18 protein-coding genes are annotated in these 18,551 nt (G+C 67.2%); 15 read left to right on the forward strand and 3 right to left on the reverse strand.

Going from position 1 to position 18,551, the window contains the following annotated elements:
- Window positions 1–2: 2 nt before the first annotated feature.
- The 3 genes from gph to ompA form a co-directional block, all read right to left on the reverse strand.
- On the reverse strand, window positions 3–671 hold the full coding sequence (gph, locus tag QTI68_RS27545) for a phosphoglycolate phosphatase (protein ID WP_286526289.1): 669 nt from the start codon (window positions 669–671) through the stop codon (window positions 3–5).
- Entirely contained in the window at window positions 668–1,387 is a 720-nt protein-coding gene (gene ubiG / locus QTI68_RS27550) for a bifunctional 2-polyprenyl-6-hydroxyphenol methylase/3-demethylubiquinol 3-O-methyltransferase UbiG (RefSeq protein WP_286526291.1), read from the reverse strand. Before ubiG ends, gph begins: the two co-directional genes overlap by 4 nt.
- 97 nt (window positions 1,388–1,484) lie before the next feature.
- A complete protein-coding gene (gene ompA / locus QTI68_RS27555; RefSeq protein WP_286526293.1) occupies window positions 1,485–2,132 on the reverse strand; it encodes an outer membrane protein OmpA in 648 nt (215 codons plus the stop codon).
- 225 nt (window positions 2,133–2,357) lie between these two features.
- On the opposite strand from ompA, the gene gyrA reads away from it, so the two are divergent.
- The 15 genes from gyrA to crcB all read left to right on the forward strand — a co-directional run bounded on the left by gyrA (window position 2,358) and on the right by crcB (window position 18,532).
- The gene (gene gyrA / locus QTI68_RS27560; RefSeq protein WP_286526295.1) at window positions 2,358–5,009 is read left to right on the forward strand and encodes a DNA gyrase subunit A; all 2,652 of its coding nucleotides are present in this window, start codon (window positions 2,358–2,360) and stop codon (window positions 5,007–5,009) included.
- Window positions 5,006–5,590 (forward strand): DUF2059 domain-containing protein, encoded by a 585-nt coding sequence (locus QTI68_RS27565; RefSeq protein ID WP_286526296.1) that lies wholly within the window; start codon window positions 5,006–5,008, stop codon window positions 5,588–5,590. The genes gyrA and QTI68_RS27565 overlap by 4 nt, the downstream gene beginning before the upstream one ends.
- 50 nt (window positions 5,591–5,640) lie before the next feature.
- On the forward strand, window positions 5,641–6,708 hold the full coding sequence (gene serC, locus QTI68_RS27570; protein WP_503011751.1) for a 3-phosphoserine/phosphohydroxythreonine transaminase: 1,068 nt from the start codon (window positions 5,641–5,643) through the stop codon (window positions 6,706–6,708).
- A gap of 113 nt (window positions 6,709–6,821) precedes the next feature.
- Window positions 6,822–7,940, forward strand: coding sequence for a prephenate dehydratase (gene pheA, locus QTI68_RS27575; RefSeq protein WP_286526298.1), 1,119 nt, complete (start codon window positions 6,822–6,824; stop codon window positions 7,938–7,940).
- Between the two features lie 2 nt (window positions 7,941–7,942).
- Window positions 7,943–8,821, forward strand: coding sequence for a prephenate dehydrogenase (locus tag QTI68_RS27580; protein ID WP_286526299.1), 879 nt, complete (start codon window positions 7,943–7,945; stop codon window positions 8,819–8,821).
- A gap of 2 nt (window positions 8,822–8,823) precedes the next feature.
- Window positions 8,824–10,818 (forward strand): bifunctional 3-phosphoshikimate 1-carboxyvinyltransferase/cytidylate kinase, encoded by a 1,995-nt coding sequence (locus tag QTI68_RS27585; RefSeq protein ID WP_286526300.1) that lies wholly within the window; start codon window positions 8,824–8,826, stop codon window positions 10,816–10,818.
- Window positions 10,819–10,980: 162 nt separating this feature from the next.
- Entirely contained in the window at window positions 10,981–12,666 is a 1,686-nt protein-coding gene (rpsA, locus tag QTI68_RS27590; RefSeq protein WP_286526302.1) for a 30S ribosomal protein S1, read from the forward strand.
- A gap of 68 nt (window positions 12,667–12,734) precedes the next feature.
- The gene (locus QTI68_RS27595; protein WP_286508188.1) at window positions 12,735–13,052 is read left to right on the forward strand and encodes an integration host factor subunit beta; all 318 of its coding nucleotides are present in this window, start codon (window positions 12,735–12,737) and stop codon (window positions 13,050–13,052) included.
- Between the two features lie 32 nt (window positions 13,053–13,084).
- Window positions 13,085–13,402, forward strand: a complete 318-nt coding sequence (locus QTI68_RS27600) for a LapA family protein (RefSeq protein ID WP_286526303.1) — start codon at window positions 13,085–13,087, stop codon at window positions 13,400–13,402.
- Complete coding sequence (gene lapB, locus QTI68_RS27605) at window positions 13,392–14,576, forward strand: lipopolysaccharide assembly protein LapB (RefSeq protein ID WP_286526304.1); 1,185 nt, start codon at window positions 13,392–13,394, stop codon at window positions 14,574–14,576. The genes QTI68_RS27600 and lapB overlap by 11 nt, the downstream gene beginning before the upstream one ends.
- 106 nt (window positions 14,577–14,682) lie before the next feature.
- Window positions 14,683–15,048, forward strand: coding sequence for a ComEA family DNA-binding protein (locus QTI68_RS27610; RefSeq protein WP_286526305.1), 366 nt, complete (start codon window positions 14,683–14,685; stop codon window positions 15,046–15,048).
- Between the two features lie 172 nt (window positions 15,049–15,220).
- A complete protein-coding gene (locus QTI68_RS27615; protein WP_286526306.1) occupies window positions 15,221–16,186 on the forward strand; it encodes a TRAP transporter substrate-binding protein in 966 nt (321 codons plus the stop codon).
- An 89-nt stretch (window positions 16,187–16,275) separates the two neighbouring features.
- On the forward strand, window positions 16,276–16,809 hold the full coding sequence (locus tag QTI68_RS27620; RefSeq protein ID WP_286526307.1) for a TRAP transporter small permease: 534 nt from the start codon (window positions 16,276–16,278) through the stop codon (window positions 16,807–16,809).
- Between the two features lie 7 nt (window positions 16,810–16,816).
- Window positions 16,817–18,130 carry a TRAP transporter large permease gene (locus QTI68_RS27625; protein ID WP_286526308.1) on the forward strand — a complete coding sequence of 438 codons (1,314 nt, stop codon included), beginning with the start codon at window positions 16,817–16,819 and terminating at the stop codon, window positions 18,128–18,130.
- Window positions 18,131–18,154: 24 nt separating this feature from the next.
- On the forward strand, window positions 18,155–18,532 hold the full coding sequence (crcB, locus tag QTI68_RS27630; RefSeq protein WP_286526309.1) for a fluoride efflux transporter CrcB: 378 nt from the start codon (window positions 18,155–18,157) through the stop codon (window positions 18,530–18,532).
- Window positions 18,533–18,551 lie beyond the last annotated feature (19 nt).

Below are 18,551 nucleotides of genomic sequence, written 5' to 3' on the forward strand. Positions count from 1 at the left end.
TTTTAGGCCTGTTTCAGTAACTTCAAGAGCTCCATGGGCGAAGCGATGGCGGCATCGGCATCCCAGCGCGCCACTTCGGCCTGCTCGCCCATGTAGCCGTAGGTCGCGGCCACCGTGCGCATGCCGGCGGCGCGGCCGGCCAGGATGTCGCGCTCGTCGTCGCCCACATACATGCAGTGCGCAGGCGCGACGCCGAGCCGGCGCGCCGCCTCGAACAGCGGCTCCGGGTGCGGCTTGGCATGCGGTGTGGTGTCGCCGCTGACGATGGCGCGGGCGCTTTCGAACAGCGCCATCGCGCGCGTCAGCGGAACGGTGAAGCGCTCGGACTTGTTGGTCACCACGCCCCACTGCAGCCCGGCGGCCCTCAGGGCCTCGACCAGCTCGGCCACGCCGTCGAAGACCTGCGTGTTGTGCAGCATCCGCGACTCGTACTTGACGAAGAACTCCTCGCGCAGCTCGGGAAATTCGGGTGCTTCGGGCGTGATGCCGAAGGCCACGCCCAGCATGCCCCGGGCGCCGGCGCCGGCCATCGGGCGATAGCGCGCCAGCGGCAGCGACGGCAGGCCGCGCTCGGTGCGCATCTGGTCGGCCGCGGCGCCCAGGTCCGGGGCGCTGTCGATCAGGGTGCCGTCGAGGTCGAACAGGACGGCTTCGGTGCGATCCGGCCTCACAGGGAGCCCGCCGGCTTCTGGGTGGCGAACATGTAGTTGACGCTGGTGTCGCCGCTCAGCCAGTAGCGCCGGGTCACGGGGTTGTGTTCCAGGCCGCGGGTGTGGCGCAGGTCGAGCCCGGCGGCGCGGCAGCCAGCGGCCAGCTCGCTGGGCCGGATCAGCTTCTGGTATTCGTGGGTGCCGCGCGGCAGCATGCCCAGCACGTACTCGGCCCCCACGATCGCCAGCATGAAGGACTTGAGGTTGCGGTTGATGGTCGAGAAGAAGACCCAGCCGCCGGGCTTGGCGAGCTCGGCGCAGGCCTTGACGACGGAGGCCGGATCGGGCACGTGTTCGAGCATCTCCATGCAGGTCACGACGTCGAAAGTGGCTGGCTGCTCGGCCGCCAGCGCCTCGGCACTGACCGAACGGTACTTGACGCCGCGCGTGCCGGCCTCCAGGGCATGCAACTGCGCCACCTTGAGCGCCTTGTCGGCCAAGTCGACGCCCAGCACCTCGGCGCCCTTGCGCGCCATCGAGTCGGCCAGGATTCCGCCGCCGCAGCCGACGTCGAGCACCTTGCGCCCGGCAATCGGTGCGATGCCGTCGATCCAGTCGAGCCGCAGCGGATTGATTTCGTGCAGCGGCCGGAATTCACTTTCGAGATCCCACCAGCGGTGCGCGAGTTCGGAAAATTTGGCGAGTTCTGCCGGATCGGCATTCACGGTATCTGTCATGCAGCGATTATGAAACGTCGCGAATTGAAATGCCGGCTCGCGGCCGGCCATAAAAAAACCCCGCCGAGGCGGGGTTTTCTTCAGCGATTCTGGCGAATCACTTGTTGGGGCGGGTACCGACCACTTCGATTTCCACGCGGCGGTTCTTGGCGCGGCCTTCGGCGGTGCGGTTGTCAGCGATCGGCTGGCTCTTGCCCTTGCCTTCGGTGTACACGCGGTTCTTTTCGACGCCCTGCGAGACCAGGAAGGCCTTGACGGCTTCAGCGCGGCGGACCGACAGCTTCTGGTTGTACGCAACGGTACCGATCCAGTCGGTGTGACCCACGGCGATGATGACTTCCAGGTTCACGTCCTTGATCTTGGAGACCAGGTCGGTGAGCTTGGCGCGGCCTTCAGGCTTCAGGACGTACTTGTCGAAGTCGAAGAAAGCGTCAGCGGCGAAGGTGACCTTCGAAGCAGCGACTGCCGGGGGAACCGGAGCCGGTGCCGGAGCAGGTGCAGCAGCCACAGGAGGTGCCGGAACCAGAGCGCCGTCGCAGCCAGCGGCAGCCGTTGCAGGCGTCCAGTTGGCATCGCGCCAGCACAGTTCGTTCGTGCCGTTCTTCCAGACCAGTTCGCCCGTGCCGTTTTGCCAGTTATCGATGACCGGTCCGCCATTCGCAGCGGTGACACGGGTCTGCGCGCCGGCGGCAGTGGCGAGCGCAGCGACTGCAAACATCATCGCCACTTTATTCAGTTTCTTCATGGTTCTCCTCTTGGGGAAAAAGCCGCAGCCGCGCTGCGAATCAAGGACGCTTTAAGTGACCACCACCCAAAACGTTGAGGCGATTGTGCCATAGGGTCTTTGGCAAACCCCCCCGCAGACGCCCCGGAAACGTAGGACGGAGGCGGAATACCGGCCTTGTGTTGCGGCGGTGCGACACCGTCCACAGCGTAAAATTCCGCCTCCCTTGCCGTCAGCGTGCCGCTCATGACCTCGTTCGCCAAAGAAACACTGCCCATCAGCCTCGAAGAGGAAATGCGTCGCAGCTACCTGGATTACGCCATGAGCGTGATCGTCGGGCGCGCCCTTCCGGACGCCCGGGACGGCCTCAAGCCGGTGCATCGGCGCGTGCTTTTCGCCATGCACGAGCTCAACAACGACTGGAACCGGCCTTACAAGAAGTCGGCCCGTATCGTCGGCGACGTCATCGGCAAGTACCACCCGCACGGCGACCAGTCGGTCTACGACACCATCGTGCGGATGGCGCAGAACTTCTCGATGCGCCACATGCTGGTTGACGGCCAGGGCAATTTCGGCTCGGTCGACGGCGATATGGCGGCAGCGATGCGCTATACCGAGATCCGGCTGGCCAAAATTGCCCACGAAATGCTGGGCGATATCGACAAGGAAACAGTCGATTTCGGCCCCAATTACGACGGCTCCGAAAAAGAACCGCTGGTATTGCCGAGCAAACTGCCAAATCTGCTGGTCAATGGCGCCGGCGGCATCGCGGTCGGCATGGCGACCAACATTCCGCCGCACAACCTGAACGAGGTGGTCGACGCCTGCCTGCACCTGCTGCGCCACCCCGACGCCAGCATCGACGACCTGATGGAGATCGTGCCGGCGCCCGACTTCCCCACCGCCGGCATCATCTACGGCATCAACGGGATCAAGGACGGCTACCGCACCGGCCGCGGCAAGGTCGTGATGCGCGCCAAGTGCCACTTCGAGGACATCGACCGTGGCCAGCGGCAGGCGATCATCGTCGACGAACTGCCCTACCAGGTCAACAAGAAGACGCTCCAGGAGCGCATGGCCGAGCTGGTGCACGAGAAGAAGATAGAAGGCATCAGCCACATCCAGGACGAGTCCGACAAGTCGGGCATGCGGCTGGTGATCGAGCTCAAGCGCGGCGAAGTGCCCGAGGTGGTGCTCAACAACCTCTACAAGCAGACCCAGCTGCAGGACACCTTCGGCATCAACATGGTGGCGCTGGTCGACGGCCAGCCGAAGCTGTGCAACCTCAAGGACCTGATCGAGGTCTTCCTGCAGCACCGCCGCGAAGTGGTCACTCGCCGCACCGTGTTCACCCTGCGCAAGGCGCGCGAGCGCGGCCATGTGCTCGAAGGCCTGGCGGTGGCGCTGGCCAACATCGACGAATTCATCGCGATCATCCGCAACGCGCCGACACCCCCGGTCGCCAAGGCCGAGCTGATGAGCCGCGCCTGGGACAGCAAGCTGGTGCGCGAGATGCTGACCCGCACCCGCGCCGATGGCGGCGTGATCAACGCCGACGACTACCGACCGGACGGCCTCGAGCGCGAATACGGCATGCACGCCGACGGCCTCTACAAGCTGTCGGACACCCAGGCCCAGGAAATCCTGCAAATGCGCCTGCAGCGCCTGACCGGCCTCGAACAGGACAAGATCGTCGCTGAATACAAGGACGTGATGGCCGAGATCGACGACCTGCTCGACATCCTGGCCAAGCCGGAGCGGGTCTCGGTGATCATCGGCGACGAACTCGGCGCGATCAAGCAGGAGTTCGGCCAGAGCAAGCTGGGCGCCCGCCGCAGCCTGGTCGAACACAGCGCCTTCGACCTCTCGACCGAGGACCTGATCACGCCCACCGACATGGTCGTGACCCTGTCGCACAGCGGCTACATCAAGAGCCAGCCGCTCAGCGAGTACCGGGCCCAGAAGCGCGGCGGCCGCGGCAAGCAGGCCACGGCGACCAAGGAAGACGACTGGATCGACCAGTTGTTCATCGCCAACACGCACGACTACATCCTGTGCTTCTCGAACCGCGGCCGGCTCTACTGGCTCAAGGTCTGGGAGGTGCCGGCGGGTTCGCGCGGCTCGCGCGGGCGGCCGATCGTGAACATGTTCCCGCTGCAGGAAGGCGAGAAGATCAACGTCGTGCTGGCGCTCACCGGCGAGAAACGCACCTTCCCGGCCAACCAGTACGTCTTCATGGCGACCTCGATGGGCACGGTCAAGAAGACCGCGCTCGACGAATTCAGCAACCCGCGCAAGGCCGGCATCATCGCGGTCGACCTCGACCCGGGCGACTACCTGATCGGTGCCGCCCTGACCGACGGCGCCCACGACGTGATGCTGTTCTCCGACGGCGGCAAGGCGGTGCGTTTCGACGAGAACGACGTCCGCCCGATGGGCCGCAACGCCCGCGGCGTGCGCGGCATGACGCTGGAAGACGGCCAGGGCGTGATCGCCATGCTGGTGGCCGAGGACGAAGAGCAGAGCGTGCTCACCGCGACCGAAAATGGTTACGGAAAACGCACAAGCATTACCGAGTACACGCGTCACGGCCGGGGAACCAAGGGCATGATCGCGATTCAACAAAGTGAACGTAACGGCAAAGTGGTGGCCGCGACTCTCGTGCATGCCGACGACGAGATCATGCTCATCACCGACAAGGGTGTCCTCGTGCGCACCCGAGTCTCCGAAATCCGCGAACTGGGGCGAGCGACGCAAGGCGTCACCCTGATCGGACTCGACGAAGGCGCCAAGCTCAGCGGGCTGCAGCGCATCGTCGAGAATGACGCGAATATCGAGAATGAACCCGGCGCCGACGACGACACTTCCACCCCCTCTTCAACGGAGAACCCTCAGTGAAAAAAATCAAACTCGCGCTCCTCACGGCCGCGCTTGCCGGCAGCTCGCTGGCCATGGCCCAGGACAAGGCGACCTTGATCAAGCAATTCATCGACATGCAACGCCCCGGCGTCGAATCGCTGGCACGCGGACTGGTCGAACAGTCGAGCGCCCCGATCGCCCAGGCCGGCTCCCAGTACCTGCAGACCCAGGTGCCGGCCGAAAAGCGCGAAGCCGCCGCCAAGGCCGCCGATGCCGAGCTCAAGAAGTACTTCGACGACGCCTACCCGATCGTGCGCGACAAGGCCGTGCAGCTCGCACCAGGCGCCCTGACCCCGATCATGGAGCAGAGCTTCAGCGAAGATGAGCTCAAGCAGCTCATGGCCTGGATCAGCTCGCCGCTGAGCAAGAAGTACCAGGAAATCAACCCCAAGCTGCAGACCGCCCTGACCGAAAAGCTGGTGGCTGAAACGCGCGCCACGATCGAGCCGAAGATGGTCGCGCTCGACGCCAGCGTCGCCAAGGCACTGGGCGCACCGACCAGCCCGCCCGCCGGTGCCGGCAAGGCCGCAGCGCCCGCCAAGGCGCCTGCCAAGAAGTGACGAAGCCCGCGGGTCCGCGCCCGTACAACTTCTCCGCGGGTCCGGCCGCGATGCCGGAGGCGGTGCTGCAGCGCGCCGCCGCCGAGATGCTCGACTGGCACGGCAGCGGCATGGGCGTGATGGAAATGAGCCATCGCGGCAAGGAGTTCGGCGCGATCTGCACGCAGGCCGAGGCCGACATCCGCGAACTGCTCGCGGTGCCATCGCAGTTCCACATCCTGTTCATGCAGGGCGGGGGCCTGGGCGAGAACGCGATCGTGCCGATGAACCTGTCGCGCGGCACCCGTGCCGACTTCGTCCTCACGGGTAGCTGGAGCATCAAGTCGCACAAGGAAGCCCAGCGCTACTGCGAGGCGAAGGTGGTGGCGAGCAATGCGGCGGACGGCCACACCCGGCTGCCGGATCCGGCCGGCTGGCAGCTCTCGGCCGATGCGTCGTACGTCCACGTCTGCACCAACGAGACCATCAACGGCATCGAATTCCAGCAGCTGCCCGACCTGGCCGCGCTCGGCAGCAAGGCACCGCTGGTGATCGACTTCTCGTCGCACGTGGCGTCGCGCCCGGTCGACTGGTCGCGCGTGGGCCTGGCCTTCGGCGGCGCCCAGAAGAACCTCGGCCCTGCCGGCCTCACGATCGTGATCGTGCGCGACGACCTGCTCGGCCACGCGCTCCAGATCTGCCCGAGCGCCTTCAACTACAAGACGGTGGCGGACAACCAGTCGATGTACAACACGCCCCCGACCTGGGGCATCTACATCGCCGGCCTGACCTTCCAGTGGCTGCGGGAGCAGCAGGAAGGCGAACTGCGCGGCGTCGCGGCCATGGAGGCGCGCAACGTCGCCAAGGCGCGGCTGCTGTACGACTTCATCGACGGCTCCGACTTCTACGCAAACAAGGTCGACCCCGGCTGCCGCTCGCGCATGAACGTCCCCTTCTTCCTGGCCGACGAGAGCCGCAACGAGGCCTTCCTGGCCGGCGCCCGCGAGGCCGGGCTGCTGCAGCTCAAGGGCCACAAGTCGGTCGGCGGCATGCGCGCCAGCATCTACAACGCCATGCCGTTGGCCGGCGTGCAGGCGCTGGTGGCCTACATGCGAGAATTCGAACGGTCGCGTGCCTGATCTGACCCCCACGCTCCTCACTGCGTGTGTCGCTGCCCCCCGAGGGGGCCGCAGGCCGCCTTGGGGCGGCCCGGCGCCGGCCTAAGGCCCTGCAGACACCGAGCACTTGACCAATGACCGCACCAGCCACACCGCCCTCCACCCCCGCAACCTCCCCCGGCCTGGCCGATCTGCGCGTGCAGATCGACTCGCTCGACCAGCAGCTCCTCGACCTCCTGAACCGGCGCGCCCGCGTGGCTGAACAGGTCGGCGAGGTCAAGAAGCGCGAGGGCACGCCCTTCTTCCGGCCCGACCGCGTGGCCCAGGTGATCGAGAAGATGCAGCAGAGCAACGGCGGCCCGCTGAAGGCGCTGCACGTGGCCGCCATCTGGCGCGAGATCATGTCGGCCTGCCTGGCGCTCGAGTCGCCGCAGCGGGTGGCCGTGCTCGGCCCCGAAGGCACTTTCTGCGAGCAGGCCGCGGTCGAGTACTTCGGCGGCGCCGCCGACCTGGTCTATTGCGCCAGCTTCGACGAGGTCTTCCATGCCACCGCCGCCGGCAGCGCCCAGTACGGCGTGGTCGGGGTCGAGAACTCCACCGAGGGCGTGGTCACGCGCTCGCTCGACCTGTTCCTGCACTCGCCGACCCACGTGGTCGGCGAGGTCAGCCTGCTGGTGCGCCACCACCTGCTGCGCTCGAGCAACTCGCTCGAGGGCATCGAGGCGGTGCTGGCCCATCCGCAGGCGCTGGCCCAGTGCCAGACCTGGCTCGCCAAGCACCTGCCGAACGCCGAGCGGCGCGCCGTGTCGAGCAACGCCGAAGGCGCCCGGCTGGCGGCCGGCAACCCGGCCTGGGCAGGCCTGGCGAGCGAACGCGCGGCCACCCGCTTCGGGCTGCACATCGTGGCCCACGCGATCCAGGACGACTCCTACAACCGCACCCGCTTCGCCGTCATCTGCCTGCCGCAGACGCTGGCGATGCCGCCGGCGACCGGGCGCGACTGCACCAGCCTCGTGGTGTCGGTGCCCAACCAGCCCGGCGCGGTGCACGACCTGCTGGTGCCGCTCAAGGCCAACAACGTCTCGATGACCCGCTTCGAGTCGCGGCCGGCCCGCACCGGCCAGTGGGAGTACTACTTCTACATCGACCTCGACGGCCATCCCTCGCAACCCAACGTGGCCGCCGCGCTCGTCGAACTGCGCAAGTTGTGCGCGTTCTACAAGGTCCTCGGCGCCTACCCGATCACAGCCTGACAATGATCGAACAGTTGGGCCTGATCGGCTGCGGTTTGATGGGCGGCTCGTTCGCGCTGGCGCTCAAGCGCGCGAAACTGGTGAAGCGGGTGGTCGGCTACAGCAAGTCGCCCTCGACCACCGAACGCGCCCGGCAGCTCGGCGTCATCGACGTCGCGGCACCGTCGGCGCTGCTGGCGATGTCGGGCGCCGACCTGGTGCTGATCGCGGTGCCGGTCGGCGCTTCCGAGCAGACTTTCAAGGCGATCCGCCACGGCATCAACGACAAGATGTTCGTGATGGACGTCGGCTCGACCAAGGGCGACGTCATCGAGGCGGCGCGGCGCGGCCTGCAGGACCAGATCGGCGCCTTCGTCCCGGCCCACCCGATCGCCGGCAAGGAGGTCGCCGGGGTCGAGCATGCGGATGCCGACCTGTACACCGGGCGCCAGGTGGTGCTCACGCCGGTCAAGGCCACGCTGCGCTCGAACGTGCAGCGGGCCTCCAAGGTCTGGACCGCCATCGGCGCCAAGGTGGTAACGATGACGCCGGAGGCCCATGACAGCGCCTTCGCGGCCGTCAGCCACCTGCCGCACCTGCTGGCCTTCGCCTTCATCAACGCCATGACCGCGCACCCCCAGGGGAGCCGCTTCCTCGAACTGGCGGGCCCGGGCTTCCGTGACTTCACGCGCATCGCCGCCAGCGACCCGACCATGTGGCGCGACGTCCTGCTGGCCAACCGCGAGCAGGTGCTGCTGCAGGCCCAGGGCTTCCGCGAGGCCCTGGCCCACCTCGAGGCGCTGGTGCGCACCGGCAACGCGCAGGAGTTGGAAGACGCGATCGCGGCGGCGAGCGGCGCTCGCTCCCTGTGGCAGCCCGGCGTGGCCGCCTCGCCGGACTGACCATGTTCACGACCCCCTTCCTCGACATCCCGCCGCTGGGCGCGGCCGCCGGCACCGTCCGGCTGCCGGGCTCCAAGAGCATTTCCAACCGCGTGCTGCTGCTGGCGGCACTGGCCAGCGGCACGACGACCGTGTACGACCTGCTCGATTCCGACGACACGCGGGTCATGCTCGATGCGCTGGCCGCCCTCGGCTGCTCCGTCGAGCGCGCCGGCGACACCCTGCGCATCGAAGGGCTCGGCGGCCGGTTGAAGACGCCCTCGGCATCGCTGTTCCTCGGCAACGCCGGCACCGCGATGCGCCCGCTGACCGCCGCGCTGGCCCTGCTGGGCGGCGAGTTCGAGCTGCGCGGCGTGCCACGCATGCACGAGCGCCCGATCGGCGACCTGGTCGACGCCCTGACCCAACTCGGCTGCCGCGTCGACTACCTCGGCAATCCGGGCTATCCGCCGTTGCAGATCCATCCGGTCGCGCTCGACGACTTGCAGCTCGACGCCCCGATCCGCGTCCGCGGCGACGTCTCCAGCCAGTTCCTGACCGCGCTGCTGCTGGCGCTGCCCCTAGCCGCCCGGCGCGACATCGTGATCGACGTGGTCGGCGAACTGATCTCCAAGCCCTACATCGAGATCACGCTCAACCTGCTGGCGCGCTTCGGGATCACGGTGCAACGCGAGGGTTGGCAGCGCTTCACCATTCCGGCCGGCAGCCAGTACCGCTCGCCGGGCGACATCCACGTCGAGGCCGATGCGTCGTCGGCCAGCTATTTCATCGCGCTCGGCGCCATCGCCGAAGGAACGGGCATCCGGATCGAGGGCGTCGGCGCCGAATCGATCCAGGGCGACATCCGCTTCATCGACGCCGCGCGCCAGATGGGCGCCAGGGTCGACAGCGGCCCGAACTGGCTGGCGATCTCGCGCGGCGCCTGGCCGCTCCGGGCCATCGACATCGACGCCAACCACATTCCCGATGCCGCGATGACCCTGGCCGTGATGGCGCTCTACGCCGATGGCCCGAGCACCTTGCGCAACATCGCCAGCTGGCGCGTCAAGGAAACCGACCGCATCGACGCCATGGCCAACGAGCTGCGCAAGCTCGGGGCCACGGTCGAGGACGGTCCCGACTTCATCCGCGTCCACCCGCTGCCGGCCGGCGGCTGGCAGCCGGCCAGCATCAAGACCTACGACGACCACCGGGTGGCGATGTGCTTTTCGCTGGCGGCCTTCAATCCGGACGGCGTCGCGGTGCGCATCCTCGATCCGCACTGCGTCGCCAAGACCTTCCCCGACTACTTCGAGACCTTGTTCTCGGTCGCCCATGCGCCCGAGGTGCCGGTGATCTGCATCGACGGCCCGACCGCGTCGGGCAAGGGCACGCTGACGGTCGAGGTGGCGCGGCGGCTCGGCTACCACTACCTGGATTCGGGCACGCTCTACCGCGTGACCGGGCTGGCGATGCGCCGCGCCGGACTCGACGCCGAGCCCGCCCACGAGGCCCGCATCGCCGATCTGGCGCGGGCCCTGCCCCTGGTGTTCAGCGAGGGCAAGGTGCTGCTGGCAGGCGAGGATGTGAGCGAGGACTTGCGCACCGAGGCCGCCGGCATGGACGCCTCGCGCGTCTCGGCGCTGCCGGCGGTGCGGGCTGCCCTGCTGGCGCTGCAACGCAGCTTCCGGCGCCTGCCGGGGCTGGTGGCGGACGGCCGCGACATGGGCACCGTGATCTTCCCGGACGCCGGGCTCAAGGTCTACCTCACGGCGAGCGCCGCCCACCGTGCCGAACGGCGCTATAAGCAGTTGATTTCAAAGGGTATTTCGACTACAATCGACAGTCTTCGCGCCGACCTGGAAGCGCGTGATCTGCGGGACTCGTCCCGCAGCGTCGCGCCACTCAAGCCGGCGCCTGATGCCCGCCTCCTGGACAACTCGCACCAGACGATCGAGCAATCGGTCGTGCAGGTGCTTGCCTGGTGGCAGGAAGTACAGCCGTTCGAGTCCGCTTGAACGGTGTTTTCGATCCAGCCGGGTCCCCGCCGCGCGACAGCGCATCGGCCCTGCTGGTTGTTCAACCCTAACCGGGCCCAAAGCCCACACAACCGCCGCCGCCAGACCCAAGCCAGCCGCAATGGTGCAGCTGCAAACCCTGCGTGACGGAAGGAAAAACACATGTCTGAATCTTTTGCCGACCTATTCGAAGAATCCCTGAAGCGTTCGGAGATGCGCACCGGTGAGGTCATCACCGCCGAAGTCGTGCGTGTCGAACACAACCACGTCGTCGTCAACGCAGGCCTCAAGTCCGAAGCCTACGTGCCGATCGAAGAGTTCAAGAACGACAAGGGCGAGCTCGAAGTCCAGGCCGGCGATTTCGTTTCCGTGGCCATCGGCTCCGTCGAAAACGGCTACGGCGACACCATCCTCTCGCGCGACACCGCCAAGCGTCTGGCTTCGTGGCTCGCGCTCGAGAAGGCCCTCGAATCCGGCGACTTCGTCACCGGCACCACGAGCGGCAAGGTCAAGGGCGGCCTCACGGTGCTGGTCAACGGCATCCGCGCCTTCCTGCCGGGTTCGCTGATCGACACCCGTCCGATCAAGGACCTGACCCCGTACGAGAACAAGACCCTCGAATTCAAGGTCATCAAGCTCGACCGCAAGCGCAACAACGTCGTGCTGTCGCGCCGTGCCGTGGTCGAAGCCAGCATGGGCGAAGAACGCGCCAAGCTGATGGAAACCCTGAAGGAAGGCGCAGTCGTGCGCGGCGTCGTCAAGAACATCACCGAATACGGTGCGTTCGTCGACCTCGGCGGCATCGACGGTCTGCTGCACATCACCGACATGGCATGGCGCCGCGTCCGCCACCCGAGCGAAGTGGTGCAGGCCGGCCAGGAAATCACCGCCAAGATCCTCAAGTTCGACACCGAGAAGAACCGTGTCTCGCTGGGTCTGAAGCAAATGGGCGACGACCCGTGGATGGGTGTTTCGCGCCGCTACCCGCAATCGACCCGCCTGTTCGGCAAGGTCACGAACATCGCCGACTACGGCGCGTTCGTCGAACTCGAACCCGGCATCGAAGGCCTGGTGCACGTCTCCGAAATGGACTGGACCAACAAGAACATCGCGCCGAACAAGATCGTCTCGCTCGGCGACGAAGTCGAAGTCATGGTCCTCGAGATCGACGAAGACAAGCGCCGCATCAGCCTCGGCATGAAGCAGTGCAAGGCCAACCCGTGGCAAGAGTTCGCGCAGAACACCAAGCGCGGCGACCGCGTCAAGGGCCCGATCAAGTCGATCACCGACTTCGGCGTCTTCGTCGGCCTGGCTGCCGGCATCGACGGCCTGGTTCACCTGTCCGACCTCTCGTGGAACGAAACCGGCGAAACCGCCGTTCGCAACTACAAGAAGGGCCAGGAAGTCGAAGCGATCGTGCTGGCTGTCGACGTCGACCGCGAGCGCATCTCGCTGGGCATCAAGCAGCTCGACAGCGACCCGTTCACCACGTTCACGACCGTGAACGACAAGGGCCAGGTCGTGACCGGCAAGGTCAAGACCGTGGACGCCCGCGGCGCTGAAATCGACCTCGGCGAAGACATCATCGGCTACCTGCGCGCCAGCGAAATCTCCCGCGACCGCGTGGAAGATGCACGCAACGTGCTCAAGGAAGGCGACGAAGTCACGGCCGTGGTGGTCAATGTGGATCGCAAGACCCGCAACATCCAGCTGTCGATCAAGCAGAAGGACATGGTCGACGAGCAAGGCGCCATGGCCAGCCTGAGCCAGCAGTCGGCACGCGAGAACGCGGGCACGACCAGCCTGGGCGCCCTGCTGCGCGCCAAGCTGGACAACTCGGACAAGTAATCCGGGTCCCGGGGACAGGGTCGGCGCCGGGCGCCACCCTGTCTTTTTTTTCGCCTACATTTCTTGCCATGACCCGCTCCGATCTCGTCGAAGAACTCGCAGCCCGCTTTGCGCAACTCACGCACCGCGATGCCGAATACGCCGTCAAGACCATTCTTGACGCCATGGGCGACGCGCTGGTGCGCGGGCACCGCATCGAGATCCGCGGCTTCGGCAGCTTCACGGTCAACCGGCGCCCGCCGCGCATCGGACGCAATCCGCGGTCCGGCGAAAGCGTCCAGATCCCCGAGAAGCGGGTGCCCCACTTCAAACCGGGCAAGGCCCTGCGCGAGGCGGTCGACGCCCAGACCGCGATCCTCGACGCCGAGAAGAACAAGGCCCGCTGAGGCATAGAATTCCCCGGCCATCGGGGACCCGCATGAAATATCTCCTGTGGCTGCTCAAGGCAGCCATTTTTTTTACCCTCTTCGCCTTCGCGCTGAACAACCAGCACGACGCCACCGTCTACTTCTTCTTCGGCACCTCGTGGCGCGCGCCGCTGGTGCTGGTGGTGCTGGCCGCCTTTGCCGGCGGCCTGGTGGTCGGCGCACTCGGCATGCTGCCGGGCTGGTGGAAGCACCGCAGCGCCGCCGCCCAGCGGCCGGCCGCCCCGGTCGCCCCGACGACGGCCTCGCCCGCGGCGCCGCCCGCGCCTGCCACCACCGACCTGCCCGCCGTTCGCCAACATGGACTTTGATTTCAGCTGGCTGCTGCTCGGCCTGCCGATCGCCTTCGTGCTCGGCTGGCTCGCTTCGCGCTTCGACCTGCGGCAGCTCAGGATCGAGAACCGCCAGGCGCCCAAGGCCTATTTCCGCGGCCTGAACTTCCTGCTCAACGAGCAGCAGGACCAGGCCATCGACGCCTTCATCGAGGCGGTGCAGAACGACCCCGACACGCAGGAGCTGCATTTCGCGCTGGGCAACCTGTTCCGGCGCCGGGGCGAATACCAGCGCGCAGTCCGCGTGCACGAGCACCTGCTGGGCCGGGGCGACCTGAGCCGCGCCGACCGCGACCGCGCGCAGCACGCGCTGGCGCAGGACTTCCTGCGCGCCGGCCTGCTCGACCGCGCCGAGGCCGCGCTGCAGAAGCTCGAAGGCACGCGCTACGAGAACGAGGCCCGGCTCTCGCTGCTCGCCATCTACGAACGCTCGCGCGAATGGGCGCAGGCCGAGGACGTGGCGCAGAAGCTCGATGAATCCGACCAGGCCAGCTACGGCACCCGCCGGGCCCACCACCTGTGCGAGCAGGCGGCCGAACGCGTGGCCGCCGGCGACCTCGGGGGGGCGAGCCGGCTGCTGCAGCAGGCCGTCGCGCTGGCGCCCGAGGCGCCGCGACCGGCCATCGACAGCGCCACGCTGCAACTGCGCAAGGGCGATGCGGCGGCAGCCTTCGACACGCTGGCGGCACTGAGCGAGACCGCGCCGCTGGCGCTGCCCCTGTACGCGGCGGCGATGCAGCAGGCCGCGGTGGCTTCGCAGCGCTCCGGCGAGGCGCTCGCCCTGCTGCAGCGGCGCTACGTGGCGTCGCCATCGATCGATGTGCTCGAGGCGATCATCGCGCTGGGCGGCACGCCGGCATTGCCCGACGATGCGCCCTCGGATGCGGCGATCGCGGCGCAGCCGCGCGACGGCTACATCGCCCACCTGGCGCACCATCCCTCGCTGGTGGCGGCCTCGCGCTGGCTGGCCGGCGAGCGTTTCGAACATGAGCAATTCCACCCGCAGGTGCAGCGCTCGCTCGACCAGGCCACCCGGCCGCTGATGCGCTACCGCTGCGCGGCCTGCGGTTTCGAGGCCCACCAGTACTTCTGGCACTGCCCGGGCTGCCAGGCCTGGGACAGCTACCCGCCACGGCGCGTCGAGGAACTCTGACCGCCCCGCCGGGGCGCTTCGCCGATATCATGGCCAGCGCCGGGCGCACTCGGCGCGCGGCGGGGTGCTTCGGCACCTCCCACACCAAGTCAGGGAGAGAAAAAAGATGATGAAGAAGATAGTGGCCATCGCGGCCATGCTGTTTGCTGTCGGCTCCTGGGCCGCAGTCGATGCCAACAAGGCCACCGAGGCGGAGCTGCTCGGGATCAAGGGCGTGGGCCCGGCCATGTCCAAGCGCATCACGGACGCCCGCAAGGAGGCGCCGTTCAAGGACTGGGCCGACTTCATGGGCCGGGTGAAAGGCGTGAAGGACAAGGCGGCGACCCAGCTGTCGGCCGAAGGGCTGACGATCGATGGCCAGGGCTTCGGCGCGCCGTCGGCGCCCGCCGTCGCGGCGGCGAAGGTCGATCCGAAGGCGGCGGGCAAGGCCGCAGCGGCACCGGTGCCGGTCAAGGCGGCAACCAAGCCCTGAACCCGCCCGGCCACGCCGGACAACAACACAAGGCCGCCTTCGGGCGGCTTTTTCGTGGCCCGAGTCAGACTCCCATCAGGACTGCCGTGGCAGGGAAAGGCCCGAGCGGTGGCCCGATATTTGCACGTATGCTGCCGATCGCCTTTCTACTTCCGCACCTTCTGGAGAGTCCATGCATCACAAGTTCGGCATTGCCCTCGCTGGCCTGACCCTCGGCGCCGCCGCCTTCGCACAGACCAAGTGGGACCTGCCCACCGCCTACCCCGCCACCAACTACCACACCGAGAACATCACGCAGTTCTCGAAGGATGTCGATGCGGCGACCGGCGGCAAGCTCAAGGTCACGGTGCATGCCAACGCATCCTTGTTCAAGGCGCCCGAGATCAAGCGCGCGGTGCAGAGCGGCCAGGCCCAGGCCGGCGAGATCCTGCTGGCCAACTTCGCCAACGAGAATCCGATCTACGCGCTCGACGGCGTGCCCTTCCTGGCGACCACCTACCCCGAGGCGAAGAAGCTGTACGAGGCCTCCAAGCCGGCCATGGAGAAGCTGCTCGCGGCCCAGGGCATCAAGGTGCTGTTCATGGTGCCGTGGGCGCCGCAGGGCATCTACTCGAAGAAGGAAATCGGCTCGGTGGCCGACCTGCGCGGCATCAAGTGGCGCGCCTACAGCCCGGCCACCGCCAAGATCGCCGAACTGATCGGCGCCCAGCCGGTGCAGATCCAGCAGGCCGAACTCAGCGCCGCGATGGCCACCGGCGTGATCGAGAGCTACATGAGCTCGGGGTCGACCGGCTACGACACCAAGACCTACGAGAACATCAAGAACTTCTACGACACCCAGGCCTGGATCCCGAAGAACGCGGTGCTGGTGAACCTCAAGGCCTTCGAGGCGCTCGACCCGGCGACCAAGGCCGCGGTCACCAAGGCGGCCGCAGATGCCGAGGCGCGCGGCTGGAAGGTCGCGCAGGAGAAGAACGACGAATACAAGCGCCTGCTGGCCGAACGCGGCATGAAGATCCACAAGCCCTCGCCGAAGCTCGATGCCGACATGCGGCAGGTCGGCAGCATCATGCAGGCCGACTGGCTCAAGGCCGCCGGCCCCGATGGCGCCGCCATCGTCGCGAGCTACAAGAAATGATGAAGCCCCCACGCTCATCGCTTCGCGTATCGCTGCCCCCCGAGGGGGCGCAGGCCGCCCTTGGGGCGGCCCGGCGGGCGGCCTGACCCATGCGTCGCTGGCTGGACCGCCTGTATGACGGCGCAGGCGCGCTGGGCGCTTTCTGCGTCTTCCTGATCTTCGTGCTGATGATCGTGGCCGGCGTCGGCCGGCAGATGAACTGGCACGTGAGCGGACTCAATGACGTGGTCGCCTGGCTCTGCGCCGCCGCGGCCTTCTTCGCCATGGCCCATGCCTTTCGCCATGGCGACTTCGTGCGCGTCACGCTGCTGCTCGAGGCGGTGTCGCCGAAGCTGCGGCGCGCGCTCGACGTCGGCTGCCTGCTGGTGGCCGCGGTGGCGGTCGCCTACCTCACTTACTCGGCGACCAGCTTCACCTGGGAAAGCTACGAGTTCGCCGAGATGGCGACCGGCCTGGTCGTGATCCCGATCTGGATTCCGCAATCGACCTTCGTGCTGGGCTGCTGGCTGCTGCTGATCGCGATGGTCGACGAACTGGTCGGCGTGGTGCGAGGCGAGAAGCCCAGCTACCAGCGCGCAGTCGAAGAGCGGCACGCGGCCGGCGACTTTTCCTCCGACGTCTAAGGCGCTCATGCTCGAAACTCTTCTGATGGGCGCGCTGCTGCTCGCCATCATGCTGGTGCTGCTCGCCGGCGGCGTCTGGATCGCGATGACCCTGGCGATCGTCGGCTGGGTCGGCCAGGCCTTCTTCACCAACACGCTGCCGGCCAAGAACCTGTTCTCGTCGTTCTGGGAATCGAACGCCTCCTGGGAGCTGGCGGCGCTGCCGCTGTTCATCTGGATGGGCGAGATCCTGTTTCGCACCAAGCTCAGCGAGGAGATGTTCGAGGGCCTGCGGCCGTGGCTCAACCGGGTGCCCGGGCGTCTGATGCACACCACCATCCTCGGCTGCGGCGTGTTCGGCTCGGTCTCGGGCTCGTCGGCCGCGACCTGCGCCACCATCGCCAAGGTGGCGCTGCCGGAACTGGTGCGCCGCGGCTACAACGAGAAGCTCGCCATCGGTTCGCTGGCCACCGCGGGCACGCTGGGCATCCTGATCCCGCCGTCGATCACGATGGTGGTCTACGCGGTGGCGGCCGACGCCTCGATCATCCGGATCTTCCTGGCCGGCTTCCTGCCGGGGCTGCTGCTGATGGTGCTGTTCTCGGGCTACATCGGCTGGTGGAGCCTGCGCCACCCCGACCAGGTGCCGCCGGCCGACCCGCCGACCTCCTTCATGGAGAAGATCCGGCTGTCGGGCAACCTGATCCCGTGCGCGCTGCTGATCGTCTTCATCGTCTGGGTGCTGATCGCGGGCTGGGCCACGGCCACCGAATGCGCAGCCTTCGGCGTGCTGGGTTCGCTGGCCATCGCCGCCTGGGGCCGGAGCCTGAGCTGGAAGAACTTCAAGGACGGGATCATGGGCGCCACGCGCACCAGCTGCATGATCATGTTCATCCTCGCCGGCGCCGCCTTCCTGACCAAGACCATGGCCTTCACGGGCATCCCGCGCGAACTGGCCGAGTGGGTCGACTCGATGCACCTGTCGCCCTATGCGCTGATCGGCGCACTGGTGCTGGTGTACCTGGTGCTCGGCACCGCGCTCGACGGCATCTCGATGATCGTGCTGACCAGCGCGGTGGTGCTGCCGATGATCCAGAAGGCCGGCTTCGACCTGGTCTGGTTCGGCATCTTCATCGTGCTGCTGGTGGAGATCGCCGAGGTGACGCCGCCGGTGGGCTTCAACCTCTTCGTGCTGCAGAACATGACCGGCAAGGACAGCAACGTGATCGCCAAGGCGGCAATCCCCTTCTTCTTCTGCCTGGTGCTGTGCATCGTGCTGATCACTGTCTTCCCGAGCATTGTCACGATCCTGCCCGACGTCGTGATGGGCGTCGAGAAGTAGCCGGGCCGCGAATATCATCGCCCGATGCTGTTGAACGTCATCGTCATCTGCGTCTCCGCCTGCATCGGCGCCTTGATGCGCTGGGGCTTCCAGTTGTGGCTCAATCCGGGCGGCCTGCTGCCCTGGGGCACGCTGGCCGTGAACCTGATCGGCGGCTACATCGTCGGCGTGGCGATCGCAGTCTTTACCGCCCTGCCCGACATCGACCCGGCCTGGCGCCTGGTCGTGGTCACCGGCTTCCTGGGCTCGCTCACCACTTTCTCCAGCTTCTCCGCCGAGGTGGTCGGCATGCTCATCGGCGGCCGTCCGGGCCTGGCGCTGGGCACGGTGGCGCTGCACCTCGGCGGCTCGCTGTTTCTGACCTGGCTGGGCTTTCGCACCGTGCAGCATTTCATGGCCTGACCTGGGGGATTGCCGCGGG

It is taken from the genome of Variovorax sp. J31P207 (assembly GCF_030316965.1).
GTDB classification, from domain to species: domain Bacteria; phylum Pseudomonadota; class Gammaproteobacteria; order Burkholderiales; family Burkholderiaceae_C; genus Variovorax; species Variovorax ginsengisoli_B.

What these genes read in the sequence shown, in the direction of transcription:
- ubiG (WP_286526291.1), bottom strand. Translation starts at nt 1,387, where the DNA reads ATGACAGATACCGTGAATGCCGATCCGGCAGAACTCGCCAAATTTTCC.
- ompA (WP_286526293.1), bottom strand. Translation starts at nt 2,132, where the DNA reads ATGAAGAAACTGAATAAAGTGGCGATGATGTTTGCAGTCGCTGCGCTC.
- gyrA (WP_286526295.1), top strand. Translation starts at nt 2,358, where the DNA reads ATGACCTCGTTCGCCAAAGAAACACTGCCCATCAGCCTCGAAGAGGAA.
- serC (WP_503011751.1), top strand. Translation starts at nt 5,641, where the DNA reads ATGCCGGAGGCGGTGCTGCAGCGCGCCGCCGCCGAGATGCTCGACTGG.
- pheA (WP_286526298.1), top strand. Translation starts at nt 6,822, where the DNA reads ATGACCGCACCAGCCACACCGCCCTCCACCCCCGCAACCTCCCCCGGC.
- QTI68_RS27580 (WP_286526299.1), top strand. Translation starts at nt 7,943, where the DNA reads ATGATCGAACAGTTGGGCCTGATCGGCTGCGGTTTGATGGGCGGCTCG.
- QTI68_RS27585 (WP_286526300.1), top strand. Translation starts at nt 8,824, where the DNA reads ATGTTCACGACCCCCTTCCTCGACATCCCGCCGCTGGGCGCGGCCGCC.
- rpsA (WP_286526302.1), top strand. Translation starts at nt 10,981, where the DNA reads ATGTCTGAATCTTTTGCCGACCTATTCGAAGAATCCCTGAAGCGTTCG.
- QTI68_RS27595 (WP_286508188.1), top strand. Translation starts at nt 12,735, where the DNA reads ATGACCCGCTCCGATCTCGTCGAAGAACTCGCAGCCCGCTTTGCGCAA.
- QTI68_RS27600 (WP_286526303.1), top strand. Translation starts at nt 13,085, where the DNA reads ATGAAATATCTCCTGTGGCTGCTCAAGGCAGCCATTTTTTTTACCCTC.
- lapB (WP_286526304.1), top strand. Translation starts at nt 13,392, where the DNA reads ATGGACTTTGATTTCAGCTGGCTGCTGCTCGGCCTGCCGATCGCCTTC.
- QTI68_RS27610 (WP_286526305.1), top strand. Translation starts at nt 14,683, where the DNA reads ATGATGAAGAAGATAGTGGCCATCGCGGCCATGCTGTTTGCTGTCGGC.
- QTI68_RS27615 (WP_286526306.1), top strand. Translation starts at nt 15,221, where the DNA reads ATGCATCACAAGTTCGGCATTGCCCTCGCTGGCCTGACCCTCGGCGCC.
- QTI68_RS27620 (WP_286526307.1), top strand. Translation starts at nt 16,276, where the DNA reads ATGCGTCGCTGGCTGGACCGCCTGTATGACGGCGCAGGCGCGCTGGGC.
- QTI68_RS27625 (WP_286526308.1), top strand. Translation starts at nt 16,817, where the DNA reads ATGCTCGAAACTCTTCTGATGGGCGCGCTGCTGCTCGCCATCATGCTG.
- crcB (WP_286526309.1), top strand. Translation starts at nt 18,155, where the DNA reads ATGCTGTTGAACGTCATCGTCATCTGCGTCTCCGCCTGCATCGGCGCC.